The following is a 25,471-nucleotide window of genomic DNA, read 5'->3' as shown; positions in this document are numbered from 1 at the left end:
CCGTGCCACCCGTACAGCACGCCACGATCGACCTCGGCCCCGCCGAACTCCCCGGTCAGGCAGCCGACCTGCTCGCCGCCGGTAACCGGCTCGCCCTGGTCGCCGCGCACCACGACCCGGGCGAAGTTCGCGTGGTGTACCTCTTCGTCCAGGGCCCGCCCGACACCCGCACCGAACTGCACGTCCACCTCGACCCGCGGTACCCGGCCGTGCCCAGCCTTGCCGGAATCTCCTTTCCCGCAGGCCGGTTCGAACGGGAGATGCGCGACCTGCACGGCATCGTCCCCCTCGACCACCCACTGCCCCGGCGGCTCGTCCGCCACCCGCACTGGCCGCGCGGCTGGTACCCGATGCGCCCGGACGCCGGACCGCCCCCGCCGTTCGGCGAACCCGAGGGCCCGTTCCCCTTCCTCACCGTCGAGGGGCCGGGCGTGTACGAGATCCCGGTCGGCCCCGTCCACGCCGGCCTCATCGAACCCGGCCACTTCCGCTTCTCCGTCGTCGGCGAGACCATCCTCAAGCTCAAGGCCCGCCTCTGGTACGTCCACAAGGGCATCGAGAAGCACTTCGAGGGCCGGGACCCGGCCGAGGCCGTCGCCCTCGCCGAGCGCGTCAGCGGTGACACCGCCGTCGGCCACGCCCTCGCCTACTGCCTCGCCCTCGAACACGCCACCCAGACAGCCGTGCCGGCCGAGGCCCGGGCCGCCCGCGCCCTGCTACTCGAACTCGAACGCGTCCACAACCACGTCGCCGACCTCGGCGCCCTGTGCAACGACGTCGGCCACGGCATCCTCAACGCCCACGCCTGGCGCATCCGCGAGCAACTCCTGCGCCTCAACCGGGAGATCACCGGCCACCGCCTCCTACGCGGCGGCATCCGGCCCGGCGGCTGCACCCTGCGCGCCCTGCCATCGCCGGACCGGCTGCGGGCGGTCGCCGCCGACGTGGCCGACCTGGTCGACCTCGCGCTCGGCCACCGCACCATCCTCGACCGCTTCACCGGCACCGCCGTCCTCACACCCGACGCCGCCCAGGGCCTCGGCTGCCTCGGCCCCGTCGCCCGCGCCAGCAGCCTGCCCACCGATGCCCGCCACGCCCACCCCGACCACGACTACGGCGACACCCTCACCACCCATGCCCTGCCAGGCGGCGACGTCCTCGCCCGCTTCCGCATCCGAGCCCAGGAAACACAGACCTCACTCGCCCTGGCCGAGCGCCTCGCCGATGGGCTGCCCCTCGGCGCCACCGTGGACTGGCCGCGTCCGTACGGCAATCACCGGCCGAGCAGCGGCAGCGGCCTCGCCGAGGGCTGGCGCGGCACCATCGCCACCCGGATCGAACTCGCCGCCGACGGTCGCCTGAGCCGCGTCAAGATCGTCGACCCGTCCTTCTTCAACTGGCCCGCCCTGCCGGTCGCCCTCGCGGACACGATCGTCCCCGACTTCCCCCTCACCAACAAGAGCTTCAACCTCTCCTATGCCGGCAACGACCTGTGACCCGGCAGATCAGTTCTTGGGCCCCGAGGATCACAACCACCCGACCGTCATCCGCCGGCGGGGGCTCTCCGCGTTCGTCAGTGCGAGCAGAGCCCGCAGCAGGGCTGTGGCGTGCTTGGCGTTCATGCGAACCTTGGCGAGGTCGGGTGACAGTCTCCCGGCATACGGCTCTTGTCGTACCGGACAATCCCCGGGCAGGCAGCGCGCGGGAGCACGCCCCGGCGCGGTGGGCGTATCCGGCCGGGCCCGGTACCGGCAGCATCCCCGTACCGGACGGCACGGCCATCGGGACGGCCGTCCGGGTCGGGCTGAGCGACGCCGGACTGCCGATCAGCGTGCCCAGGTCGAACGAACTGATCGTCTCGGACGCCGTCCTGGCGGGCATCGGCACGGTCTCCGTGCTCGGATTCGGTAGGCAGGGGTGGCCGCCACCAGCTGGATCGGCGGGCCCAGCGGAGCTGGGAGTCCGCTTGGGAGCAGGTGGAACCGGGATGGTCCGGGCGCCGGTGCTGAGCAGCCGTACCGCGGCCCGGGACCTGCCGGGGAACCCGTCCGGGTTCAGACGGTGTGCAGGCCCTGTGCGGCGAAGATCGCTCGGGCTCGGGCGATCTGGTCCGGCGTGGGCACCGGGGTGTCGGCGAGGGGGAAGTCGAGGCCGAGTGCGCGCCACTTGGCGGCGCCGAGTTTGTGGAAGGGCAGGACGTCGACCCGGGTGACGTTGCCGAGCGAGGCGGCGAAGGCGGCGACGCCCTCGTCTTCAGCGCCAGCAGGCACTTGAAGATCACGGTCGAGGTCGGGTTGGTCACCGGGGTGATGCCGGCGACCACGCCGACCGGCTCGGCGATCTCGACGATGCCGTCGATCTCGTCCCGGTGGACCACCCCGACCGTCCTGGTCCGGGCCATCACGTGGGTGACGTTCTCGCAGGCGAAGACGTTCTTGACCGCCTTGTCCTCGAAGACCCCGCGGCCGGTCTCCTCCACGGCCAGCACCGCGAGCGCGGTGTGCCGTTCCAGTGCGGCCAGCGAGGCCTTCCTGACGATGTGGTCGACCTGTTCCTGGGTGAAGGAGGCGTACGCGGCCAGCGCGTCGAGCGCGTTGCGCACTGGGCGGTCGACGGCGGTCGGCTCGGGGGCGGGAAGGCTGCTGCTCTCGGAAGCCGCCTTCGACTCGTGCCGCGGGCGACGGGCCATGCTGGACTGCCTTTCCGGATCATCGTCCGATGTCAGGGCACCGGGCGGGTGCCACGCGCGCCGTCCCTTCCAGGCTTCCTCGTGCGGGGCGCCGGGGGACCGGCCCAATGGGACCCGCTCGCGGCCGAAGGTCCCGGGTCCGCCGCGCGGTTGGTCCCGTGTCAGGGACCCGGGTGCGACCGGTGGTTCAACGGTGCGGTACGACGGCGACGGGGCAGTGGGTGTGGTGCAGCACCGACTGGGCCACCGCCCCCAGCCGGGGTCCGGCCATCGGGTGCTTGGGAGCGCGCCGGCCGAGGACGACCAGCGACGCGGTGCGGGAGGCCTCCACGAGCATCCGGCTTGGGCTCCACGGGCACACCTCCGCCGTCGTGCGGACCTCGGGGAACTTGTCCCGCCAGCGCGACAGCGCGTCCTGGAGTCGCACCTGCTCGGCGGCCGCCAGGGACTCCCCGATCTCCCGCATGCCCACCGGCGCCTCGGTGGTGTACGGGCCGCGGAATGTGTCCCGGCTCTCCATCACCCGTAGGGCGGCGCCGGTGCCGGCCGCGTGCTGGAAGGCGAAGGCGAGCACCGCGTCGCACGGCCGGTCGCCCTCGACGCCCACGACGACGGCTCCGGGCGCCGTGGTCGGTCCGTCCGTTCCGGTTCCTCCGTCCGAGCCGGCGCGGACCAGCACCACCGGGCAGTCTGCGCGGGCGGTGGCGCGCAACCCGACCGAACCGACCAGGAGGTCGGCGAAGCCGCCCAGGCCGCGCGAGCCCAGGACCAGCATCGTGGCCCGCCGGGCGGTGGCGGCCAGCGCGTGGGCCGGGTTCCCGGGGATGATCTCGCAGGAGAGCGCCAGTTCGGGTAGCTCGGCCGTGATCCGGTCCCGGATCGCGGCCACCGGGCCCGGCAGCGCGCTGTCGCCGCCGAGGTCGCGGTCGAGCGCCTCCACCTCGCCGCCGGCGACATGGACCATCCGCAGCGCGAGCCCGTTCCGGCGGGCCTCGAGGGCAGCCCACTCGGCCGCCGCCGCACTCTGTGCCGAGCCGTCGATCCCCACCACCACGCTGTGCGACATCTCTGTGACCTCCCTGGTCGGCGGAGGACCGCGACACCCGTAGGCGCGGTCCCGTCCGGCGACCAGACTCCCGCCGTGCCGACGGTCGGTCACAGGGGCCGAGCAGCCCCACCTCGGTACCGAAGGTCCCGGGATCCGGTGGCCGTCTGCGAGAATCGGCCGCGACTTCGGCGATGAGGAGGAGCCCGTGAGCGGCGAGACGGTGCGGTCACGGATGCCGCAACTGCGGTTGGACGAGTTGCTGGAGGAGCTTCAGGCGCGGATCGACGCGGCCCGGGGCACCCGGGACCGGGTGCACAGCCTGCTGGAGGCGGTGCTGTCGGTCGGCCGGGAGCTGGATCTGACGCAGGTGCTGCGGCGGATCGTGGAGGCGGCGGCGGTCCTGGTGGACGCCCGGTACGCGGCGCTCGGGGTGATCGGGCCGGACGGGGAGACGCTGTCGCAGTTCCTCACGGTGGGCCTGACGGAGGAGGAGATCGCCCGGATCGGCCCCTACCCGACCGGTCGGGGCCTGTTGGGCCAGCTGATCCGCCACCCGGAGCCGTTGCGGCTGGAAGACCTGTCCGCGCACCCCTCGTCGTTCGGGTGCCCGGCGCACCACCCCGTGATGCGGAGCTTCCTGGGCGTGCCGGTGCGTGTGCGCGAGGAGGTGTTCGGGAACCTCTACCTGACGGACAAGCGGGGCGGTGAGGAGTTCGACGCCGACGACGAGTCCGTGATCTCCACCCTGGCGGTCGCGGCCGGCGTGGCGATCGACAACGCCCGGCTGTACGAGGAGGCCCAGCGCCAGCAGCACTGGCTGAGCGCGAGTGCGGAGATCACCCGCGCCCTGCTGTCCGGCGGATCCCGCTCCGAGGTGCTGGAGCTGATCGCCCAGCGGGCGCGGGAGATCACCGGCGCGGACCTGGCGGACGTCTCCGTTCCGGTGCCGGGGACGGGAACGGTCCGCGTGGAACTGGCGCTCGGCGGCGACGCGGTCGGCCGGTCGAGCCTGGTGGTGCCGCTGGAGGGGTCGCTGTCGGGTGCGGCCTGCGCCTCGGGGGTGCCGGTGACCACGGTGGACCTGGCCGGCGATCCCCGGCTCTCCGCCGGGCCGAGCCGCTTCGCCGGGCTCGGACCGGCAGTCGCGGTCCCACTGGGCCGGGCCGAGGGACAGATCGACGGCGTGCTGCTGCTGGCCAGGAAGGCGGGCCGGCCCGAGTTCACCGACCGGGAGATCGGCCCGCTGCTGGGCTTCGCCGACCAGGCCGCGCTGGCCCTGGAGCTGGCGGAACGCCGCCGCGACGTCGAGCAACTGGCGATGTTGGAGGACCGCGACCGGATCGCCCGGGACCTGCACGACCTGGCCATCCAGCGACTGTTCGCGACGGGGATGACGCTGCAGAGCGCGGCCCGGGTCATCGATCATCCCGGCGCATCGGACCGGGTGCTGCGTGCGGTGGGGGACCTGGACGAGACCATCAAGATCATCAGGTCGACGATCTTCGGCCTGCGGGCGCGGGAGGAGAAGGGCGGCCAGGGCCTGCGGTCGCGCGTGGTGCGGGTGGCCGAGGAGGCGCAGGCCGCGCTGGGCTTCCCGCCCAGGCTGAGCATGGAGGGCCTACTCGACACGGACGTGCCCACGGAGGTGGCCGACCATGTGGTGGCGGTCCTGGGAGAAGCGCTGAGCAACGCGGCCCGGCACGCCCGGGCCGGGCGGGTCGAGGTGGTGCTGCAGGCGACCGGGTCGCGGGTGGTGCTCACGGTGCAGGACGACGGGGTGGGCATCCCGGAACAGGGGCGGCGCAGCGGGCTGCGCAACCTCGCGGAGCGGGCCGAGGCCCTGGGGGGCGTTTTCGAGCTGGCCTCTCCGGAGACCGGCGGCACCAGGTTGTCCTGGTCGGTGCCGCTGGAACACTGACCCGGCCTGTCGGCACCGCCTTCGTCGTGCCGTCCGCTGGCTGGAGGCGGTGATCTGGTCAGCGTTGGACCAGGCGGGTCGGCGGGAACAGGCGGCCGCTCACCAGCTCGGGAAGGATGCGGACGGTGACCGTGTCGGTCGGGCCGGTTGCCGTCCGGTCGGGTGTGACGTCGGCGCGGCCGAGGACGGTCACGCTCCAGCCGGTGCCGTCTGCCGCGTCGAGCTCCCCGGCCTCGAAGGCCACCAGCGCGCCGGAGACCGCTCGGACCAGCTCGGAACCGGCGGTGGCGCTCAGCAGGACGCTGCCGTCGGCGCCGAGCCTGTATTGGATGGGTTGAACGGCGGGCAGGGCACCGAGGGTGTAGACGACCCGGCCGACCGAGAGGCCGGCGAGGAGCCGTCGGCACTCTCGCCCGTCCAGCGGCGTGGTGTCAGGTGTCATGGCATCGATGGTGTCGCCGCATCGGGCGCCGGGGGAGGGGCCGTTGGTCCCCGGCGAGGATGCCGACCGGACCTGGTCGGTGGGGCGGGTGTCCCGGGGCGGCTGGTTCAGCGGCCGGGCCGACCGGTCGGCTGCCCGTGGGTGGCCAGGGTCTGGGTGGCGATCAGGGCGGCCTGCACCCGGCGTTCCACGCCGAGTTTGGCGAGCAGGCGGGAGATGTGGTTCTTGACGGTCTTCTCGGCGAGGTAGAGCCGCTGGCCGATCTGGCGGTTGGTGAGTCCCTCACCGACCAGGGCGAGGACCTCCCGCTCGCGTTCGGTGAGCTGGGGCAGGTCGGAGCTCTGTTCGGTGACGGCGTCGCCGCGCAGGCGGGCCATCAGCCGGGTGGCGGCGCCGGGGTCGAGCATCGACTGGCCGGAGGCGACCGTGCGTACGGCGGAGACCAGGTCGGTGCCGCTGATCTGCTTGAGGACGTAGCCGGCGGCCCCGGCCATGATGGCGTCCAGGAGGGCCTCCTCGTCGTCGAACGAGGTGAGGATCAGGCAGATCAGTTCGGGCATCCGGGAGCGCAGTTCGCGGCAGACCGTCACGCCGTCGCCGTCCGGCAGCCGCATGTCGAGGATCGCGACGTCGGGGCGCAGCGCGGGGACCCGGGCGAGCGCCTGCTCGACAGTGGCGGCCTCGCCGATCACCTGGAGGTCCGGCTCGGCGTCCAGCAGGTCGTGCACGCCCCGGCGGACCACCTCGTGGTCGTCCAGCAGGAACACCGTCACTGAGCCGCTCGTCCCAGCCGCCGGACTCTCCGTCATCACCGCTCCAACCCCGTGGGCCCGCCCCGGTGGCAGGCCGCGTGAAACCTCCACCAAGTCTGGCGTGACCCGGGGCGGTTTCGATAGGGCCGTCCGGCCCTACCTCGTCCGGGACGCCGGGGCGGCCGGGGACAAGGCGGGCGAAGCGAGGAGCGCGGGATCCGGCTCGTCACACGGCGGCCTCCTCGGGCACTGAGGGGGTCAGGGTGCTCCACCGGGTGACCGGCGGGACCGGCAGGCGTCGCGGCGTGGGGAAGCCGGCCGGCCCGTGGCCGACGCGCAGCAGCATCTGGGGCGCGCAGTGGTGCGGGAGCGCGGCCGCTGCGCGGGCCCGCAGGTCGGGCCATTCCATGGCCTGGTGGAACAGGGAGGCACGGAGGCCTCGCAGGGTGAGCAGCAGCAGCGCGTGCTGCAGCGCCTGGCCCGCGCGCAGCCAGTCCGCCCGGCCGTCGTGGCGGGTCGCCAGCAGGAGGAGTCGTGGCTCGGACTCGTACGCGACCTGTGGCCGACCCGTACCGGTGCCGGGGACGAATTCGCGCATGGGCAGACGTCCGCCGACATCCTGCGTCCCGGCGGCGTAGGCCGGAATTCCCGCCCGGTCGTCGGGGCCGGCGATCCAGAGCAGACTCTCGGCCCGGCGCGCCGGATCGTTGCGGTTGCGATGTTCGGCGTCGGCGGTGAGGCCGAGCAGTCGCGCCCTCCCGGCGGGGCCGGGGCGCAGCAGCTCCGCGCCTTCCTGGTGGGCGCACTCGGCGAGTTCCGCCAGGACGGCGGCCGGTACCGGCTCGGGCGTGAACGGGAAGCGGCTGGTGCGCCTGCGCCAGATCGCCCGGTAGAGGTCGGGGCGACGGGTCAGGGCGGCCCGTGGTCTTCCGGCGAGCCGGACGGTGGCGAGCAGGTCCGGGGTCTCCGGGTCGGGAAGCAGCCGCACCACCGGCTCCCGGCCGAAGTGCACTGCGGCGGCACGGAGGTTGAACAGCGCCGCGCCGACCGAGACGTGCACCGCCCTGGCATCGGGATCGGTCCGGGGCAAACCGTGGACCGGGGCGGAGTACACCTCGAACACCCGGGTGTCCTCGTCGAAGCGGAAACGCCACGGCTGGGTGTTGTGGATGGACGGTGCGGCACACGCGGCGGCGACGACGGCGCGTGCGATGTCACCGGTGGTATCGGGTTGGTCTGCCACGGTCTTCCTTTCGGGGGGGATCCGGCTGGGGGAGGGGGAACCGTGCTGTCGTGTCCGGTCAGCCGTGATGGTTGCCGGGCGGGGCACGGCCGCTCCACACGGGCTCCAATCGGGCCCAGGACCGCGTCCACGCCCGGTCGGCCCGACGGTCGAGGGCGCTCAGCCTCGCGCAGAGCCCCGCGGAGGCGAGAACGCCGAGCAGGCCGAACAGGAACAGGCCCAGGAACACGGCGTCGGCCACCAGGTCGGCGGCGCTCGGGGGTGCGGCGGCCGGGCGGCCGCTCTGGTCGACCCAGATCCCGACGGTGGCGCCGGGCCCGGTGGTCCGGGGGACGTCGATGCTGCCGGTGTTGCGCTGGTTGCCGGGGTAGGTCCAGGCCGCGTCGGCGCGATAGACGGCCTTCCCTCTTATGACGGTGGCTTCCGCCTTCCGGACGGAGCCCTGCACCAGGGCGTCGACGCGGTGCAGGCGGGCGGCCGTGGCCTCGGCCTGCCGCCAGCCGTCCGCGAGGTGGGTGACGGCGGCCCCGGCGCCGAGGAGTGCCGCGAGTGCGATCCCGAGGGCGGTGAGCACCACCGCCCGGCTCCGGGCCCGGTCGAGGGCACGGCCGAGCGGATTGCGCTCCCGGCCGAGAGCCCGGCGCAGGTGGCCGCACGGCGGTGCGGGCGGGCTGTCGGGCCGGGCGGGGCGGTGGGTGCTGGCCACGGTGGTGCTCCTTGTCGCTGCTCGGGCGGGCGATGGCGAGGGGTGTGCACGGCTCACGGGTGGGGGACCACGGCGACCGGGGCGGCGCAGTGGTGCAGAACCGCGTGGGCGACCGGGCCGAGGCGCGGACCCAGGCGGTGACGGGTTTCCCGTCGGCCGACGACGACGAGGTCGGCATGGGTGGAGGCCTCCAGCAGGGCCCGCGCTCCGCCGCCGAGGCGGATGTCTTCGACGATGTCGACACCGGGGTGCTTCGCCCTCAGGTCGGTGAGGACCGGGGACATCAGGGCCGCTTCGACGGCCTCCTGCTCCACCGGGTCCACCTGGGGCGGCATCAGGCCCCCGTAGGCCCAGGCGGGCACCAGGTCCCACCCGTGCACGACGCGCAGCCGGCAGCCGCGCAGCTCCGCCTCGGTGACGGCGAACTCGACGACGGCGTCGCCGGGTTCACGGCCGTCGAGACCGACCAGCACCTCCCGGGTCGCCTCGACGGCCGCGGGCCGTTCGGCGGGTGCCTGTCCGGAGCGGACCAGCACCGTCGGAATGGGAGCGCCCGCTGCGACCGCGAGTCCCACCGAACCGACCAGGAGACCGGCGAACCCGCCGAGCCCGCGGGACCCGAGCACCAGCAGCTCCTGCCCCTTCGCCGCGGCGACCAGCCCGTCGACGGGATCGTCCGAGATCACCGCGACCTCCACCGGCAGGCCCGGGTGGTCGTGCCGGATCCGGTCGCCGATCCCGCGAAGCGCGTCCAACGCCCTCGGCCGCAGGTCGCCGGGCCGCGAGACGTTCTCGGTCCCGGCATCGAGCCACGGCCAGGCGTGCAGCAGCCGGAGTGCGCGGCCCCGGCGGCGGGCCTCCGCGGCCGCCCACAGGGCCGCGGCCTCGCTCTGCGGCGATCCGTCGATTCCGGTCAGGACACAGCGCGTCATGGTGGTTTCCCCCTCGTGAGATCAAGGCATCGAGCCCGGACGGCCGCCGCCCGGCATGCCTCGAATCTGCCGCCCGGGCGCCGGGCGGCAGAAGGGACCGAAGGGACCGGCCGCTGGGCCGGTGGTCCTGGTCACGGCAGCGGTGGTCCCGGTCGCGAGAGCGGCGGGCCGTGCGCCCGGGTGCGGTACCTCCTCGGGTCGACCGCGACGGGTCGGGGCCGGGCCCCGGTGGTCCCGGCCCGGGCCGGGACCACCGGGCGGGCGGACCGGGACCGCGGGCACGGGGGACAGGGACCGTCGGCCCCTGGGGCGGAGCCGCTCGGCGGACCGAGGATCTTCCTCGGCGAGCGATGGGCAAGACCCCCGCCCCGGACTTCCACTCTGACCGAGGAGCACCCTCATGTCCGCACCCGACCAATCGGATCGACGAGCCGCCGCGGCGGCCCCGGGGCAACGGAGAACCGACACACGTTTCGGGCTGCCCGCCGCGACCGCGCTGGTCGTCGGCAGCATCATCGGGACGGGGGTGTTCGCCCTGCCGTCCGCGCTCGCCCCCTACGGGCCGATCGCCCTGGTGGCGTTCGTCGCCGTGACCGTCGGCGCCCTCGCACTGGCGGTGGTGTTCGGGCGGCTGTCCGAGCGGGTGCCCGGCAGCGGTGGCCCGTACGTCTACGCCCGGGAGGCATTCGGCGAGTTCGCCGGGTTCCTGACCGCCTGGTCCTACTGGATCACCGCCTGGGCGGGCAACGCGGCCATCGCGGTGGCCTGGGTCGGCTACGTCGAGGTGTTCGTCAACAAGGGCCACCACACCTGGGCGTCGATCACGATCGCGCTGGCCGGGCTCTGGCTGCCCGCGGCCGTCAACCTGACGGGCGTGCGGAACATCGGCGCCTTCCAGGTGGTCACCACCGTCCTGAAGTTCCTGCCACTGGGCTTCATGGCGACCGCCGGACTGCTGTTCGTCAAGTCCGGTAACTTCGGGGCCTTCAACGCGAGCGGGGGGTCGGCCCTCGGCGCCGTCTCGGCGGCGGGCGCCATCGCCCTGTTCAGCTACATCGGCCTGGAGACCGCCTCGGTCGCCGCGGGCCGGGTCCGGGACCCGAAGCGCAACGTGCGCCGCGCGACCGTCTACGGCACGCTGGCCTGCGCGGCGATCTACCTGCTCGGCACCCTGGCCGTCTTCGGCACCGTCCCGCACGCCCAACTCACGGGCTCCACGGCACCGTTCACCGACGCGTTCAACACCATTGCCGGCGGCACCTGGGCCGGGAACCTGGTCGCCGCCGCCGCCATCGTCTCCGGCCTCGGCGCACTCAACGGCTGGACGCTGATCTGCGCCGAGATGCCGCTCGCCGCGGCCCGGGACGGACTGTTCCCCTCCGCCTTCGCCAAGGTCCGGGGACAGGGCCAGGTACCCGTCTTCGGCATCGTCTCGGCCACCCTGCTCGCCTCGCTGCTCACCGTGGTCAGCTACACCCAGTTCACCAAGGTCTTCACCGAGATCGTGCTGCTGAGCGTCCTGACCGCCGTCATCCCCTACCTGGTGTCCGCGGCCGCCCAGCTGCTCTGGCTGGTGCAGCACGGCCGCGCCGAGCTCGACCGGCGGCGCCTGGCCCGGGACGTCACCGTCACCGTCCTCGCACTGGCGTTCTCCTACTGGTCGATCCAGGGCAGCGGCTACCAGACCGTCTACTACGGCTTGTTCACCGTCCTGCTCGGCATCCCGGTCTACATCTGGCTCAAGCGGGAGCGGAGCGGGAACGCCACGGCCCCGGCGGCGCCCTCCGGCACCGGCACAGCGGCCCCCGCGCCGGTGGCCCACCCGGTCCGCACGGCCCGCCCGGTCGGCCTGCCGACGATCATCCTCCGCGCCCTGCGCCCGCGGCACCAGCACTGAGAACAAGGAGCACCATCGATGAACACCCTGCGTGTCGACTCCGAAGCCGGCCGCCTGCGCCAGGTCATCCTGCACCGCCCCGGCCTCGAACTCGCCCGGCTCACGCCCCGCAACGTCGACGATCTGCTGTTCGACGACATCCTGTGGGCCAAGCGCGCCCGCGAGGAGCACGACGCCTTCGCCCAGGTGCTGCGCGACCACGGCGTCCGCGTGCACCACTACGCCGACCTGCTCGGCGAGACCCTCGCCCTGCCGCCGGCCCGGGCCTGGCTGCTCGGACAGATCGTCACTGAGGCCACCGTCGGTCCAGCCCTGGTCGACCTGGTCCGGGCACTGTGCGAGGACCTCGACGGCCCGACCCTCGCCGAGTACCTGATCGGCGGCGTCCTCAAGGACGACCTGCCGCTGAAGAGCCCGCACAGCCTGGTCTGGAGCGCGCTGGGGGAGCAGGACTTCGCCCTGCCGCCGCTTCCCAACCACCTCTTCCCGCGCGACAACTCCTGCTGGATCGGCGGGCGTTACAGCCTCAATCCGATGGCCCGCCCGGCCCGCCGCCGGGAGACCCTGCACACCGCGGCGATCTACCGCTTCCACCCGCTGTTCGCCGAAACCGCGCCTCCGCTGCTGGACGGCACCGTCCGGGCCCCGGGCAGCACCCTGGAAGGCGGCGACGTCCACGTCCTCGCCGAGGGCGTCGTGATGGTCGGAATGGGTGAGCGCACCACCCCGCAGGCCGTGGAGACCCTCGCCCGGCAGCTGTTCCTGACCGGCACCGCGCACCGGCTGATCGCCGTCCGGCTGCCCGAGAGCCGCGCCTTCATGCACCTGGACACCGTCCTGACGATGATCGACCGGGACGCCTTCGCCGTGTACCCAGGCCTCGCCGACCGACTGCGCTCCTGGACCCTGACACCTGCCCCCGAGCGCCCTGCCGGCTTCGACGTCCGTCCCGACGCCGACCTCGCCACCTCGCTCGCCGAGGCCCTCGACCTGGACAAGGTGCGCTTCCTCTCGGCCGAGCAGGACATGCGCGCCGCCGAGCGCGAACAGTGGGACGACGGCAGCAACTTCCTCGCCCTCGAACCCGGCGTCGTCGTCGGCTACGAGCGCAACACCACCACCAACACCTACCTGCGCAAGCAGGGCGTCGAGATCGTCACCATCGCAGGATCCGAGCTCGGCCGGGGCCGCGGCGGCCCGCGCTGCATGAGCTGCCCCATCCAGCGCGACCCCGCCAACTGACCACCCCCACAAAGGAGAAACCGCCATGACCACCGACCTGCACGGCCGCCACTACCTGGACGAACTCGACTTCACCGCCGCCGAGATCCACCACCTGCTCGACCTCGCCGCCGAGCTGAAGGCCGCGAAGCGGGCCGGCACCGAGACGCCCCGGCTCACCGGCCGCCGTCTCGCGCTGATCTTCGAGAAGAACTCCACCCGCACCCGCTGCGCCTTCGAGGTCGCCGCCGCCGACCAGGGCGCCACCACCACCTACCTCGGCCCGGACAGTTCCCACATCGGCCACAAGGAGAGCGTCGCCGACACCGCCCGCGTCCTCGGCCGGATGTACGACGCCATCCAGTACCGCGGCTTCGACCAGGGGACCGTCACGGAACTCGCCCGCCGCGCCGGCGTACCGGTCTACAACGGTCTCACCGACGCCTGCCACCCCACCCAGAGCCTGTGCGACGTCTTCACGATGCGCGAGCACAGCGGGAAGCCGCTGGAGGAGATCTCCTTCTGCTACCTCGGCGACGCCCGCAACAACACCGCCAACTCGCTGATGGCGATGGGAAGCCTGCTGGGCATGGACGTCCGGATCGCCGCGCCGCGCGCACTGTGGCCCGAGCCGGAGCGCGTCGCCGCGTGCCGGGCGCTCGCGCTGGACGCCGGGGCCCGCCTGACCGTCACCGAGGACGTGACCCAGGCCGTGCGCGGAGCCGACTACCTCTACACCGACGTGTGGGTTTCGATGGGCGAGGACCACGACCACTGGCCCGACCGCATCGCGCAGTTGCTGCCGTACCAGGTCAACGCCAAGACCCTCGCCGCCACCGGCAACCCGGGCACGGCCTTCCTGCACTGCCTGCCGGCGCTGCACGACACCCGCACCGACCTCGGCGCCGAACTCGCCGCCCGACACGGACTGGAGGGCCTCGAAGTCACCGATGAGGTCTTCGAGTCGCCCGCCTCGCTGGTGTTCGACCAGGCCGAGAACCGCATGCACACCATCAAGGCGATCCTGGTCGCCACCCTGGGGAGGAACTGACCGTGCGCATCGTCGCCGCCCTCGGCGGGAACGCCCTGCTCCAGCGGGGCGAACACCCGGACGCCGAGGTCCAGTTGCACCACGTCCACCAGGCGGCCCGCTCGCTCGCCGAGCTCGTCGAGGCCGGGCACGAGGTGGTGATCACCCACGGCAACGGCCCGCAGATCGGCCTGCTCGCCGTCGAGAGCGAGACGGACCCGGCCCTCACCGCGCCCTACCCGCTGGACGTGCTCGGCGCCCAGACCCAGGGCATGATCGGCACCCTGCTCGCGCGGGAACTGATGAACCGGCTCCCCGGACGGGAGGTCGCCGCCCTCGTCACCCACACCGAGGTCGACCCGCACGACCCGGCGTTCACCCACCCCACCAAGTTCATCGGCCAGCAACTCAGCGCGCAGCAGGCGGAGACCCTGGAACGCGAGCGCGGCTGGACCACGGCGCCGGACGGCGCGCACCACCGCCGCGTCGTTCCGTCGCCCGAACCGCGGGCGGTGCTCGAAGCGCCCCTCGTCCGCCGCCTGCTGGGCGGCGCAGCGGTGGTGATCTGCGGGGGCGGCGGGGGCGTCCCGGTCGTCCGCGACCGCGACACCGGCCTGCTCCGGGGAACCGAGGCCGTCGTCGACAAGGACCTCACCGCAGCCCTCCTCGCCGAGCAGCTCGACGCCGACGCCCTGCTGATCCTCACCGACGTCACGCACGTGTTCACCCGCTACGGCACCGCCCACCCCGGCCCGCTGGTGACCACCACACCCGAGCGCCTGCGCGCGCTGGACCTGCCCGAGGGGTCGATGCGGCCCAAGGCCGAGGCCGCCGCCGCGTTCGCCGAACGGACCGGAGGCCTGGCCGTCATCGGCCCGCTCGACAATGCCCTCGGAACCGTCCTGGGAACCACCGGGACCACCGTCCGCGCCGCCCTGAACGGCGCGGGGAAGGGCCGTGCGGCCCTGCCGACGGGCCGCGCGGCCGACCACGGCGCCCTCCGGCACCCGGCAGTCTGAAACCACATCCGAAAGGCAGGGCTCCTGATGAACCGTCTGCACACGCCGATCGCCCACGACATCCAGGTCGAGACCCGGGGAGAGGTGTCCCTCGCCGCGCCGGACTACGCCAAGGCGAAGCTGCTGGCCGTCGTCGAGCGGCAGCACGAGCCGGTGCTCGCGGCCCGGGTGAAGCTCACCCAGGAGAGCAACCACGCCGTCGTCAAGCCGGCCATCGCCCAGGCCGTGGTGGACCTCAACGGCCGCCCCGTCCGCGCCCACGTGGCGGCCGCGACCATGCAGGAGGCCGTCGACCTGCTTCAGGACCGGCTGACCGCCCGGCTCGCTCGGGTACACCGGCACCGCGACCCCCGCCGCCAGCATGTCCCGGCCGGTCGCGGTGCCTGGGACGACGAGGCGGCCCGTGAGCACCGCCCGCACCGGCGAGGCCTGGCGCCGGAGGAGCGGCGGATCGTGCGGCACAAGGCTTACAGCCTGCCCAGCCAGAGCGCCCGGGCCGCCGTGTTCGAGATGGAGGCCATGGACTACGACTTCCACCTGTTCACCGACGCCACCACCGGCTGCGACAGCGTCGTCTACCGCGACGAGCGCGCAGGCGGGCACCGCCTGGCCACCGCCGGGCCCGTCGGCGAGCCGGAACCGGGACTCACCGTGAGCACCGCCGGGGTGCCGGAACTGGCGGTGGCCGAGGCGGTGTCGAGGCTCGACCTCACCGGGTTGCCGTTCGTCTTCTTCACCGACACCGCCACCGGGCGGGGCAACGTCCTCTACCACCGCTACGACGGCCACTACGGCCTCATCACGCCCGCGCGGTAGCGGCTGGAGGAGCCGCGCCGAGGACGTGGAGCCGGGGACGGGTGAGACCGTCCCCGGCTCGCGCCGTTCCGGAACCCGGAGCAAGGGCCGGCGCCAGCCGTACGGACCGCTCACCCCGGGGAGGCGCCGCAGTCCGCCGTCGGGCCCCTCACCAGGTACATCCACCACCGCCGGCACCCCTCCGGACCGTACGGGGGGAGGAGAAAAGGCGGTGGGCCCCACGCCTTCGTGGGGCCCACCGCCTTCGGGCGTGGTGTCCGGTCAGTCGTGCGGCACGACCGCGACCGGTGCCTGCGCGTGGTGCAGTACGGCGTGCGCGACCGGGCCGAGCCGAAGGCCGACGTGGTGCGGGCGCCGCCGGCGGCCGACCACCACGACGGAGGCGCCGATGGAGGCGTCCACCAGCGCCGAGGAACCGGTGCCGATCCGGCTGTCCTCGACCACCTCGACCTCCGGGAACTTCTCCCGCCAGCCGGTCAGCGCCTCGGTGAGCAGTTCGCCCTCGATCGCCCGGAACTGCTCCGCCTCGGCCAGCGGGGGCACCCAGCCGGCATAGCCCCAGACTGGCGGCGGCTCCCAGCCGTGGACGGCGCGCAGGACGGCTCCGCGCCGGGCGGCCTCGTGGAAGGCGAACTCGACGACCTCCGGGGAGGGGCCGCGGGTGTCGACGCCGACGACCACCTCGGGCCGATCGGGGCCGCCGGGCCGCTCGGACTCCCCGGCGCGGACGAAGACCGCCGGCACCTCGCACCGGCCGGCGACGGCGAGGCCGACCGATCCGACCAGCAGGCCTGCGAAACCCCCGAGTCCCCGCGAACCGAGGACCAGCAGTTCCGCGTCGGAGGCCTCCTCGGCCAGCGCCTCGGCCAGCGCATTGACCGGCTCCGCGCCCCCGATCAGCTCTGCCCGGATCTCCAGACCAGGGTAGGAGTCGAGGACCGCCTGCTTGGCGTCCGAGAGCATCCGGGTGGTCAGCGCGCGGACGTCGGCCGGCTGACCGGGGTCGGCGTGGATGTCGTCCAGCCAGGTCTGAGCGTGGACCAGGCGCAGGGTGAGACCGCGGCGGACGGCCTCGGCGGCAGCCCAGCACGCCGCGGCGGTGCTCTCGGACGAGCCGTCGACACCGGCCAGTACGTATGTGCTCATGGGTAATACTCCGGTTCTCGTGCGGTGTCAGGGGAGTGCCGCCACGTGCGGGTGCGGACCAGCGTCGCCGAGATCAGCGGGCGGGTCCAGGGTCGTCCGGGCCTTCGGCGCGGGCCGGAAGTCCCTCGGTGGTGGGGGAGTGGCGGGCGGCCCGCCGGACTCCCCCGTCTCCTGGGACCGAAGGCGGTCTTCAGGGCCTGGAACGCCGTCTTCGGATCGAGCAGGGCGTGGTGCACCGGCGGGACGGACCTGTCGAGGCCGAGCAGCCGGTAGACGGCGTGCATGGCGCCGCGTACCGAGTACTCGACGGTGAACACCACGTCCTCGGGGATCTCCACGACTGCCCGGGGAAGACGAAGTTGCGGGCGCCGTGCGGGATCACCAGCGGACGGTCGCTGACGTCGCGCCGTGCGAACTGGCTGGTGATGTAGGGCATCGTCACCGTGGTCACGGTGGTGGTCGCGCGGACCTCGTCGGCGATGTCGCCGAAGCCGAGCTGGCCGACCAGCTCGTCCAGGACCTCCCGGCCGGTCGACTCCGCCATGGCCTTGCCGGTGTGCTCGCCCGGGGTGTCGATGAACAGCCCGTAGCCCCACAGGGTGAACACGTCCTCGGGCTGGCCGTCGAAGTGCGGCGGGCGAGGCACGACGATCGACATCAGCCACGGCGAGTCCTTGAAGGTCATGAGAGCGCCGGTGCCGGGGGCGTTGCGACTGAACGCCTCGATCCGCTTGAGCAGGACGGGGCTGCGCATCGTCAGGGTGAAGGACTCCCAGGCGGCTTCGGCGATGTTGCCGTTGAAGACGGCGGCCGGCCGAGGTCGGGGGCCTTGCGGGAGAGCGTCTCCCACAGGGCCCAGCCGCCGTCGCGCTTGTCCCGGACCAGCTCGGGCACGGTGTCGTCACCGCCGTAGGCGGCGTCCGCGGTCATCGAGCCGAGCGTGAGCCCGGGTCTCTCTGGTGCTGTCGATCATGTTCCGTCCAGTCTCGGGGAGCTGCGTCGTACGGCGCGCCTGCACCGATCGGCAGGCTCCGCCAGACTCCGTCCTCGGGGGGCGCCGGCCCAGGGCCGGGCAGTCCGGGAACGCAGGGCCACAGGTCCTGTCCGTCCGGTCCCGACGTGCCCCGACCGGCCCTGTGCGCCACCGCGTCCCGGCGGTGACGACGGGGCGGAACGCAGCTGCCGGGTGCCGCGCCCGACGCCCCAGAGGAGACCTCAGCCATGTCCGTCCCCCCGTCTCCCGCCGGACCCAGGGTTCCTGACCGAGGATCAGGGGGGCCGTCATCGAGGAGACAACCACCGTGGAGCTGCCCGTCACCGTCGGCGTCGACACCTCCGAGGCGAGCCTGGCGGCCGCGGACTGGGCCGCGCGCGAGGCGCTGCTGCGCGGCCGACCGCTGCGCGTCGTGCACGCCCTGCCCCTGATGCCCCACCCGCTGCCCGGCCGGACGGCAGGGCAGCCGTCCGACAGGGGCGGCCTGCTGCACGAGGTGCGGCACGTCCTCGCCGTGCGCCACCCCGGAGTGCTCTTCCACACGAGGAGGTCCACGACGTCGCCACGTCGGCGCTCTGCGCCGCCGCCGAGGACGCCGAACTACTGGTGGTCGGGACTCGCGGCGACGGCGGCTTCGCTGGCCTGCGGGTCGGGTCCACTGCGCTGTACCTCGCGGCCCGGGCCAGCTGCCCTACTGTGCTGCTCCCGGCCGAGTCGGAGGGCCCGGAACAGCGCGATCAGGTGGTGGTGGGCGTGGACGCCCGCCGCCCCGCCGAGGCGGTGCTGGAGTTCGCGTTCGCCGCTGCGGCACGGTACGGCCTGTTGCTGCGGGCCGTGCACGCCACCGTGGTTCCGGTGGCCGGGCCAGCCGCTTCGGTGGGAAGCACGGCCCCCGTCCCTGCGCCAGTCGCGGCAATCGCAGCCCGGGTGGACTGCGCACGGTGCCCAGGCAAGGCCCTGACGCCGTCGCCGCTCATGTGGCATGGAGGTGCTGAACATCACTGGCCGCCGCGAGGCTGCGCCCGCTGTCCGCCGCGCGGTCGAGTGCGCGAGCGAGTGCACGGACGGCTTCGCCGGGCCTGGGAACGGCACGGTTTCTCCCTGCTCGCCGAGGGTGTGTACGCCTGCCGGATGGAGCCCTGACCACCGAACCGGCCCCGTCCGTGTGAATCCCTCAGCGGTGAACGGACGGGGCCTTGGTTGGCTGCTCGTCGGCCAGGGCTCCGGTCGGGTCTCAGACCTCGTCGAGGGGGACTTTCGGGTTCGCCAGGCGGTCGGCGTCCACCACGCGCTTGGAGGCGATCAGTTCGCGGATCGGGTCGGTTACATCCCAGACGTTCATGTTCATACCGGCGAGGACCCGGCCGTCCTTGAGCCAGAACGCGATGAACTCGTTGGCCTTCACGTCCCCTCGGAACACGACCCGGTCGTAGCCGTCGGGCTCGACGTAGCCGAGGTATTCCATGCTCAGCTTGTCCCGCGAGGCCACCGGCTCGTTCGGATGCCGGGGTGTCCACTCGGCATCCGTGAAGAAGTACGGAACCCGGTCGTACACCGCGTCCGGCTGCCCGAGCATCGCGCGGGCGGCGGTCTGGGGCTGGTTGAGGGCGTTGGCCCAGTGCTCGACCCGGAGGTGCTTGCCGAACAGCGGGTGGAAGGCGTTGGCGACGTCGCCCGCCGCGTAGATGTCTGGGTCGGAGGTGCGCAGGTGCTGGTCGGTCTTGATGCCGTTGTCGACCTCCAGCCCGGCGGCCTCGGCCAGGGCGGTGGCGGGGGAGATGCCGATGCCGACCACCACCGCGTCGGCCGCCACCTCGCTGCCGTCGCCGAGCTTCACGCCGCTCACCGTGCCGTCGGCGCCGGTCAGTTCGGTCACCTGGACGCCGAAGCGCAGGTCCACGCCGTGGTCGCGGTGCAGGTCGGCGAAGACCTGGGCGACCTCCCGGCCGAGCACCCGCAGCAGCGGCAGCTCCAGCGCCTCCAGGACGGTGACCTCGGCGCCCGCCGTACGGGCCGCGGCCGCCACCTCCAGGCCGATCCAGCCGGCGCCGATCACCGCGATCCGGGCGCCCGGTCGCAGCGCTGCCTTGATCCGCTCGCTGTCCTCGACCCGGCGCAGGTACAGCACGCCGTCCTGGTCCGCGCCGGGCACCGGCAGTCGGCGCGGCGCCGAGCCGGTGGTCAGCAGCAGCTTGTGGTAGGCCACCTCGCCGTTGTCCGTGAAGGTCACGGTGCGGGCGGCCGGGTCGATCGCGGACACCGCGGTGCCCAGGCGCAGCGTGACGTCGTGCTCGGCGTACCACTGCGGCGGGTGGACGTAGATCTTCTCCCGGGCGTCCTTGCCCAGCAGATAGCCCTTGGACAGCGGCGGCCGTTCGTACGGGCGCTCGTGCTCCTCGCCGATCAGGACGATGCGGCCCCGGTACCCGGCCTCGCGCAGGGCCTCGGCGGCCTTGGCACCGCCCAGGGAGGCCCCGACGATCACGATCGGCCGCTCGCTGCCCGCCATGCCCAACTCCTTGCTCTCCGTTGAAGATTCAGGGGCCAGCCTGCCGCTGTCCGGGTGGTGTGTCGAGACCGCGATGGGCGCGCCGCATGACGCTCGCCCGTTCGGGTGAACGGCGCGGTCAGGGCGTCATCGCGTCCCTGACCAGCGCGGTGTCGGTGAACTGCTCGAAGCGGACGATCCGGCCGCCGCGCACCACGAAGTGGTGGGCGACCCGGACCGCGAGCGCCTTTCCGGTGGTCTTGTGGACGGCCGTGTAGCGGGCGAGCACCACCACGTTCTCGCCGTCCACCACGTAACTGTCGTCGTGCGTCGTCCAGCTGTCCCACTCGGCGGCCAGGCGCTCCATGACGTTGGCGGTGACGCCCTTCGGGGTGCGGTAGGTGCCGGCCAACGGGAAGCCGGCCATCTCCGTCCACTCGACGTCCTCGGCGAGGGTGCCGCGCAGTGCGGCCAGGTCGCCCCGGGCGGAGGCCAGGTACTGGCGGCGCACCACGTCGGCCGGGGCGGGGGACTCGGCGAAGCCCTCGACGTCCCTGGGGATTTCGATCACCGTGCGCTCACCTCCACGCCATCTCGCCCTTGGCGACCTTGGTGCCGATGTCGACCGCGATCCGCAGGCCCAGCTCCGGGAAGCGCCGCTCCAGTGCCTCCTTGGCGGCGGCCGCGTCCGGAGTCCGGCCCAGCTCGGTCTCGAAGGCGCGCAGGTAGGCGCGGGTGTGGTCGATGGCGTTCAGGTCGGTGGGGGCGTCGGCGACCCGGTGGCCGGCCGCCACCCAGGTCGGGTGGAGCGCCTCCATGCCGTCCAACAGGTCGATCCAGGCGGCCCGTTGGGCGGAGGTCGGGGTGTCGGCGGTCCACACGTGCAGGCCCTCGAACAGCAGCACCCCGCCGAGCACCGCGCGGTGGTGGTGCTGCCACAGGTAGTGCCGGTCGGGCAGGTGGAAGTCGGCGCCGCGCAGCTCGAACCGGTGGCCCTCGAAGACGATCTCGTCCCCGGGCAGCACTTCGGGCCGCACCAGCCGGGTGGGCAGCTCGGGGCCCAGGCGCGCCCAGGCGCGCAGCTTGTCGTCGAAGGTCTCCTGGATGTGCTCCACGGTCGAGGCGGTGGCCAGGAAGCGGGCCCGGGGGAAGGCGTCCTGGACCTCCTGGGCGCCGAAGTAGAAGTCCGGGTCGCCGTGGCTGACGAACACGGTGGTCAGCCGCTTGCCGCTCGCCCGCACCCGTTCGACCAGCCGGCGCCCGTCGGAACGGGTGAACCCGGCGTCCACCAGCAGGGCGTCGTTCGGGCCGGTGACCAGGACGGAGGTCTTGTTGAGCGAGCTGTCGGGGGAGTCGATGATCTCGAAGTCGAGAGCGCTCATGCGCCCACCTCGCTTCGCTCGGTGAGCGGTTCGCGCAACGCGCACCTTCCGATGATTCGCTCACTTCGTTCGCTCATGGTGTGTGCAGTCCTTCCTCGGGCCGGGCACGCCTCGTCGCCAGGATCGGGGCCGGGGGCCCGGTTCGCATCCGGAGGCTCGGCCGATCGCGCTCCCTGCCAGGGGCGGGCCAGGATCAGTGCCGGGTCCAGAGGGTGAGGTCGCTGCTGGTGGCCACGGCGAGGGTGCGGCCGGTGGGGGAGAAGCCTGCGGCGCGGAAGGTGGACCAGGAGGAGTGGAAGACGTGCCACCACGTCTCGCCGTGCTGCCCGTTCCGTTCCGGCCCCTCGCCATGGACGAGCAGGACGCGGTGGCTCGGCCACTCCGGGGAGATCACCTCGACGCCCCAGCCGCCGGCGGCACCGCTGTGCAGTCCGCCGCCCCGCAGGCCGGCCACCGGGATCCGGACGTCGGCGACCGGGCCGAGGCCGGGGCAGGAGAGGTCCGGTCCGTCCGGGTCATCCTCCGGGTCGTAGTCGCGCTCCAGCTTCTCGCCCGTCACCGCGTCGAACAGGCCGTGCCCGCTGTTGGAGACGGTCAGCACCAGGTCGTGCCCCGTCTCCGGATGGACGGCGAAGCCGATGCCGAGCAGTCCACCGACCGGGACGATCCCCCGACCGACCTGCCGCCACGGCTCGGGTGGGGGGATCACTTCGGCGGCGACGACTCGGTCGTGGAGCTGCTGCTGGTACGGGGTCAGGGCCATGCGGATGATCATCCCATCTGGTCGGTGCTACTCCGTCGGCCCCGGCCGCAGCACCGCCAGCGCCCCGACCGCCGTGGTCACCGCGAGCCCCCCCACAGCAGCCCGGGACCGGAGGCCAGCAGTGCCGTCAGCACCGCCGGCGCCGCCGCCCGGCCCCCGAGGACAGCTAGACGACCACCGCCATCGCCCGCACCTACGGCACGGTCGTGGTCGAAGCGCTCACCATCACGAACATGGTCAAGTCCGCCAAAGGAACGACCGAAGAGCCAGGGAAGAACGTCGCCCAAAAGGCCGGGCTGAACCGCTCCATCAACGGCGAGGCATGGGGCCGCACCGTCACCATGCTGACGTACGAGACCGCCCGGCACGGCGGCACCCTGGTCAAGGTCCCCGCCCCCGGCACCTCCCGGCGCTGCTCCGTGTGCGGCTTCACCACGCCCGGCAGCAGGAAGTCCCAGGCGTGTTCGTGTGCAAGAACCCGGACTGCGGCTGGTCGGGCGACGCCGACCACAACGCGGCCCGGAACGTCTTGCACCTGTACCGGATGGGCCTCGCGCTCATCCCGGCTGCCGGAAGGGCAGTCGTCAGGCGCGCGAAGCGCGTCAAGCCCGCTACCGCAAGGTGAGCAGGAATCTCCCGGCTTCAGCCGGGAGAGCACTTCAACAGTTGGACCTGTCCGGCAGCGCCCGGCTGGGCTCGGACTTCCTGGAGGCGGTGCTGCGGTGAGCGGGAACAGCGACCGCCGGCGGGACGTTCGTCCGGTCATGACCGACGACGCCCCTGAGATCCTCCGCTACGCCGCCTTCGCGATCCGCCCCGAGGGCGGCAACCCGGCGGGCGTGGTGCTCGACGCCACCGGACTGACCGAGGAGCGGATGCTCGCCATCGCCGCCGAGGTCGGGTACTCCGAGACCGCCTTCCTGACCCCCGGCGAATCCCAAGGCACCTACCGCGTAAGGTACTTCAGTCCGCTCACCGAGGTGCCGTTCTGCGGGCACGCGACGGTGGCCTCCGCCGTCGCGCTGGCCGAGCGGATCGGTCCCGGGCGGTACGTGTTCGGCACCGCCGCCGGCGACGTCCCGGTCGAGGTCGAGCGCGGTGCCGACGGCCTGCGGGCGACGCTGACCAGTGTCGAGCCGAAGGTCGAGGAGGTGCCGGCGGCGGACGTCGAGGAGGCGCTCGCCCTGCTCGGCTGGGCGGCCGGCGACCTGGACCCGGCGCTGCCGCCGCGGATCGGCTACGCCGGCGCCCGGCACCTGGTGCTCGCCGCCGGCACCCGGGCGCGACTGGCCCGCCTGGACTACGACTTCGACGGCCTGGCCGCCTTCATGCGCGCCCGCGACCTGGTCACCCTGCAACTGGTCTGGCGGGAGGCCCCCGAGGTCTTCCACGTCCGTGACCCGTTCCCGGTCGGCGGCGTGGTCGAGGACCCGGCCACCGGCGCCGCCGCGGCCGCCTTCGGCGCGTACCTGCGCGAGCTGGGCGCGGTGGCGGCCCCGGCGGTGCTGACGCTGCACCAGGGCGAGGACCTCGGCCGCCCCGGCGTGCTGCGGGTCGAACTGCGCGCCGAGGACGCCCGGGTGCGGGTCTCCGGTACGGCGGTGGCGATCCGGTAGCACCCGGTCCGGCCGGGGACCAGATCCGGCGGGGGTCCTGACCTCCGGCGGGCGGGGCCGCTCTTCCCGCCCGCCGGACTACCGCGCGGCCCTCGCCGAGGACGGCGCCGCCGGACAGGCGCCCCAATGCCTGCTCAGCATGGGCCTGTTGCGCACCCTGCCCGGCGCCAAAGGCAGCGGCTGACCCCCGTCCGGCCCGACCTCGCGGTCACCGGCCTGACCCGGCCGCTCGAACTCGCCGTGCTCGCCCACCAGGAGCAGCTCGCCGAGCTGCGCACCGCCTTCACCGCCGCAGAGCAGGCCTACCGGGACGTGATGAGACAGGCCCAGCTCCCGATCCGCCTGCTGGCCGGCGAGGAGATCAGCCCCGCGCTGGAGAAGGCCATCGCCTCCCGCCTGGGGATGAGCACCCGCACCGTCTCCAGCCACGTCCAGAAGGCCAGCGAACTCCTCGGCAGCCGCAGCCGCGGCCACCTCGGCTACATCATCGCGCGCGAGGGCGTCCGCGACGAACCGCTCGACGAACCCTGACAGATCGTCAGACATGCACCCCTCGGCAGGGCTTCGGGCAGCGAAGCGTCAGCAGGGCAGCACCAGACCCTCCTCCGCCACGAGCACCTCGCCCGTGAACGCGCTTCCGGCCTCGGCGGCCGACCCGTCGCGGTCGCCGCCGGGCCAGAAGTGGGTGAGGAGCAGCCGGCGGGCCCGGGCCCGGGCGGCCCAGGCCCCGGCCTCGACGGCACTCAGCAGGTGCGGGTCGCGGTCGGGGCCGCGGAGGGTGGCTCCGGCGATGAACAGGTCGGCGTCCGCGGCCAGTTCGGCCAGCGCGTCGCCCGGCCCGGCGTCGCCGCTGTAGCCGAGGACCAGACCCGGGGTGGTCAACCGTACGCCCGCGTGCGGGACATGGTGCGGCAGCAGCGCGGACTCCAGCCGGAACGGCCCGACCCGGTGGCCGTCCGACGGGAGCCGGTGCACCTCGAAGACCTCGCTCAGCTCCTCGGTCGGCTCCATCGCCTGAACCCGCTCGACCACCCCGGGGGTGCAGTACAGCGGCAGCCGGGCGCCCCGCGGCTCGGCGAAGTAGCGGGCCCGGCACAGCGCGCTCAGATCGGCGCAGTGGTCGGGGTGCTCGTGGGTGATCACGACGGCGTCCAACTCCCCGGCGCCGCAGTGCTCCAGCAGCCGGGGGAGCGTCCCGTAGCCGAGGTCCAGCACCAGCCGGAACCCGTCGTACTCCAGCAGGAACCCACTCGCGGCCCGCCCGGCCTCCGGCCAGGCCCCGCACGTTCCCAGGACCGTCAGTCCGCGCATGGCAGGATGCTCTCACAGCCCGGTCGTTCCCGTGGAAAACCGTTCGCGTTCCCGGGGC

Annotated in this window: 22 protein-coding genes and 4 pseudogenes; 11 read left to right on the top strand and 15 right to left on the bottom strand. The window is 73.4% G+C overall.

Translation table 11 applies throughout. The features are described 5' to 3' along the window. Positions 1-2 precede the first annotated feature (2 nt). Entirely contained in the window at positions 3-1,496 is a 1,494-nt protein-coding gene (locus tag ACWCYO_RS05790; RefSeq protein WP_449783498.1) for a hydrogenase large subunit, read from the top strand. A 558-nt stretch (positions 1,497-2,054) separates the two neighbouring features. Here the strand turns inward: ACWCYO_RS05790 and ACWCYO_RS05785 are convergent. The 3 genes and pseudogenes from ACWCYO_RS05785 to ACWCYO_RS05775 all read right to left on the bottom strand — a co-directional run bounded on the left by ACWCYO_RS05785 (position 2,055) and on the right by ACWCYO_RS05775 (position 3,755). Beyond that, the gene (locus ACWCYO_RS05785) at positions 2,055-2,270 is read right to left on the bottom strand and encodes a hypothetical protein (RefSeq protein WP_449783566.1); all 216 of its coding nucleotides are present in this window, start codon (positions 2,268-2,270) and stop codon (positions 2,055-2,057) included. After that, a pseudogene (locus ACWCYO_RS05780) lies at positions 2,246-2,689 on the bottom strand (aldehyde dehydrogenase family protein); the annotation flags it as partial. The pseudogene ACWCYO_RS05780 and the gene ACWCYO_RS05785, both read right to left, overlap by 25 nt. Before the next feature lie 187 nt (positions 2,690-2,876). Then, a complete protein-coding gene (locus ACWCYO_RS05775; RefSeq protein WP_270141222.1) occupies positions 2,877-3,755 on the bottom strand; it encodes a universal stress protein in 879 nt (292 codons plus the stop codon). Between the two features lie 214 nt (positions 3,756-3,969). Here ACWCYO_RS05775 and ACWCYO_RS05770 point away from each other — a divergent pair, with 214 nt between their 5' ends. Then, entirely contained in the window at positions 3,970-5,655 is a 1,686-nt protein-coding gene (locus tag ACWCYO_RS05770) for a GAF domain-containing protein (RefSeq protein WP_449783559.1), read from the top strand. A 58-nt stretch (positions 5,656-5,713) separates the two neighbouring features. Here the strand turns inward: ACWCYO_RS05770 and ACWCYO_RS05765 are convergent, their stop codons facing one another. The 5 genes from ACWCYO_RS05765 to ACWCYO_RS05745 all read right to left on the bottom strand — a co-directional run bounded on the left by ACWCYO_RS05765 (position 5,714) and on the right by ACWCYO_RS05745 (position 9,730). Continuing rightward, the gene (locus ACWCYO_RS05765; protein ID WP_449783497.1) at positions 5,714-6,097 is read right to left on the bottom strand and encodes a pyridoxamine 5'-phosphate oxidase family protein; all 384 of its coding nucleotides are present in this window, start codon (positions 6,095-6,097) and stop codon (positions 5,714-5,716) included. A 107-nt stretch (positions 6,098-6,204) separates the two neighbouring features. After that, a complete protein-coding gene (locus ACWCYO_RS05760) occupies positions 6,205-6,906 on the bottom strand; it encodes a response regulator (protein WP_270141218.1) in 702 nt (233 codons plus the stop codon). A gap of 169 nt (positions 6,907-7,075) precedes the next feature. Next, positions 7,076-8,092 carry an Acg family FMN-binding oxidoreductase gene (locus ACWCYO_RS05755; protein WP_449783496.1) on the bottom strand — a complete coding sequence of 339 codons (1,017 nt, stop codon included), beginning with the start codon at positions 8,090-8,092 and terminating at the stop codon, positions 7,076-7,078. Positions 8,093-8,150: 58 nt separating this feature from the next. Then, positions 8,151-8,798 (bottom strand): Rv1733c family protein, encoded by a 648-nt coding sequence (locus ACWCYO_RS05750; protein ID WP_449783495.1) that lies wholly within the window; start codon positions 8,796-8,798, stop codon positions 8,151-8,153. A gap of 53 nt (positions 8,799-8,851) precedes the next feature. Next, on the bottom strand, positions 8,852-9,730 hold the full coding sequence (locus ACWCYO_RS05745; RefSeq protein ID WP_449783494.1) for a universal stress protein: 879 nt from the start codon (positions 9,728-9,730) through the stop codon (positions 8,852-8,854). A gap of 400 nt (positions 9,731-10,130) precedes the next feature. On the opposite strand from ACWCYO_RS05745, the gene ACWCYO_RS05740 reads away from it, so the two are divergent. The 5 genes from ACWCYO_RS05740 to ACWCYO_RS05720 are packed head-to-tail and all read left to right on the top strand — an operon-like array spanning position 10,131 to position 15,713. Next, on the top strand, positions 10,131-11,627 hold the full coding sequence (locus ACWCYO_RS05740; protein WP_270141210.1) for an amino acid permease: 1,497 nt from the start codon (positions 10,131-10,133) through the stop codon (positions 11,625-11,627). Positions 11,628-11,645: 18 nt separating this feature from the next. Next, positions 11,646-12,869, top strand: coding sequence for an arginine deiminase (locus tag ACWCYO_RS05735; RefSeq protein ID WP_270141208.1), 1,224 nt, complete (start codon positions 11,646-11,648; stop codon positions 12,867-12,869). Between the two features lie 25 nt (positions 12,870-12,894). Continuing rightward, the gene (argF, locus tag ACWCYO_RS05730; RefSeq protein WP_270141207.1) at positions 12,895-13,899 is read left to right on the top strand and encodes an ornithine carbamoyltransferase; all 1,005 of its coding nucleotides are present in this window, start codon (positions 12,895-12,897) and stop codon (positions 13,897-13,899) included. Positions 13,900-13,901: 2 nt separating this feature from the next. Beyond that, positions 13,902-14,897 (top strand): carbamate kinase, encoded by a 996-nt coding sequence (locus ACWCYO_RS05725; protein WP_449783493.1) that lies wholly within the window; start codon positions 13,902-13,904, stop codon positions 14,895-14,897. 27 nt (positions 14,898-14,924) lie between these two features. After that, entirely contained in the window at positions 14,925-15,713 is a 789-nt protein-coding gene (locus ACWCYO_RS05720) for a ribosome hibernation promotion factor (protein ID WP_270141203.1), read from the top strand. A 261-nt stretch (positions 15,714-15,974) separates the two neighbouring features. Here ACWCYO_RS05720 and ACWCYO_RS05715 read toward each other — a convergent pair whose 3' ends face one another. Both ACWCYO_RS05715 and ACWCYO_RS05710 read right to left on the bottom strand, forming a co-directional pair. Then, on the bottom strand, positions 15,975-16,859 hold the full coding sequence (locus ACWCYO_RS05715) for a universal stress protein (protein WP_270141201.1): 885 nt from the start codon (positions 16,857-16,859) through the stop codon (positions 15,975-15,977). Beyond that, positions 16,856-17,789 (bottom strand): annotated as a pseudogene (locus ACWCYO_RS05710) (oleate hydratase). Before ACWCYO_RS05710 ends, ACWCYO_RS05715 begins: the two are co-directional and overlap by 4 nt. Positions 17,790-18,160: 371 nt before the next feature. On the opposite strand from ACWCYO_RS05710, the pseudogene ACWCYO_RS05705 reads away from it, so the two are divergent. Beyond that, positions 18,161-18,996 (top strand): annotated as a pseudogene (locus tag ACWCYO_RS05705) (universal stress protein). Positions 18,997-19,087: 91 nt separating this feature from the next. Here the strand turns inward: ACWCYO_RS05705 and ACWCYO_RS05700 are convergent. The 4 genes from ACWCYO_RS05700 to ACWCYO_RS05685 all read right to left on the bottom strand — a co-directional run bounded on the left by ACWCYO_RS05700 (position 19,088) and on the right by ACWCYO_RS05685 (position 22,486). After that, entirely contained in the window at positions 19,088-20,362 is a 1,275-nt protein-coding gene (locus tag ACWCYO_RS05700; RefSeq protein WP_449783492.1) for an NAD(P)/FAD-dependent oxidoreductase, read from the bottom strand. Between the two features lie 118 nt (positions 20,363-20,480). Further along, positions 20,481-20,912: a nuclear transport factor 2 family protein gene (locus tag ACWCYO_RS05695; RefSeq protein WP_270141195.1), complete on the bottom strand. Its 432-nt coding sequence runs from the start codon at positions 20,910-20,912 to the stop codon at positions 20,481-20,483. A 7-nt stretch (positions 20,913-20,919) separates the two neighbouring features. After that, the gene (locus ACWCYO_RS05690) at positions 20,920-21,723 is read right to left on the bottom strand and encodes an MBL fold metallo-hydrolase (protein ID WP_270141194.1); all 804 of its coding nucleotides are present in this window, start codon (positions 21,721-21,723) and stop codon (positions 20,920-20,922) included. A 193-nt stretch (positions 21,724-21,916) separates the two neighbouring features. Beyond that, a complete protein-coding gene (locus ACWCYO_RS05685) occupies positions 21,917-22,486 on the bottom strand; it encodes a hypothetical protein (RefSeq protein ID WP_449783491.1) in 570 nt (189 codons plus the stop codon). 170 nt (positions 22,487-22,656) lie between these two features. On the opposite strand from ACWCYO_RS05685, the pseudogene ACWCYO_RS05680 reads away from it, so the two are divergent. From ACWCYO_RS05680 to ACWCYO_RS05670, 3 genes and pseudogenes are all read left to right on the top strand, one after another. Beyond that, positions 22,657-23,111, top strand: a pseudogene (locus ACWCYO_RS05680) (RNA-guided endonuclease InsQ/TnpB family protein); the annotation flags it as partial. A 139-nt stretch (positions 23,112-23,250) separates the two neighbouring features. Continuing rightward, a complete protein-coding gene (locus ACWCYO_RS05675; protein WP_270141190.1) occupies positions 23,251-24,102 on the top strand; it encodes a PhzF family phenazine biosynthesis protein in 852 nt (283 codons plus the stop codon). Between the two features lie 126 nt (positions 24,103-24,228). Next, positions 24,229-24,633: a hypothetical protein gene (locus tag ACWCYO_RS05670; RefSeq protein WP_449783490.1), complete on the top strand. Its 405-nt coding sequence runs from the start codon at positions 24,229-24,231 to the stop codon at positions 24,631-24,633. A gap of 48 nt (positions 24,634-24,681) precedes the next feature. Here ACWCYO_RS05670 and ACWCYO_RS05665 read toward each other — a convergent pair whose 3' ends face one another. Beyond that, complete coding sequence (locus tag ACWCYO_RS05665; RefSeq protein WP_449783489.1) at positions 24,682-25,413, bottom strand: MBL fold metallo-hydrolase; 732 nt, start codon at positions 25,411-25,413, stop codon at positions 24,682-24,684. Positions 25,414-25,471: the final 58 nt, after the last annotated feature.

It is taken from the genome of Kitasatospora sp. NPDC001683, assembly GCF_053596495.1.
The sequence above is the reverse complement of the archived record's forward strand: the minus strand, read 5'-3'. Positions and strand labels throughout refer to the sequence as shown.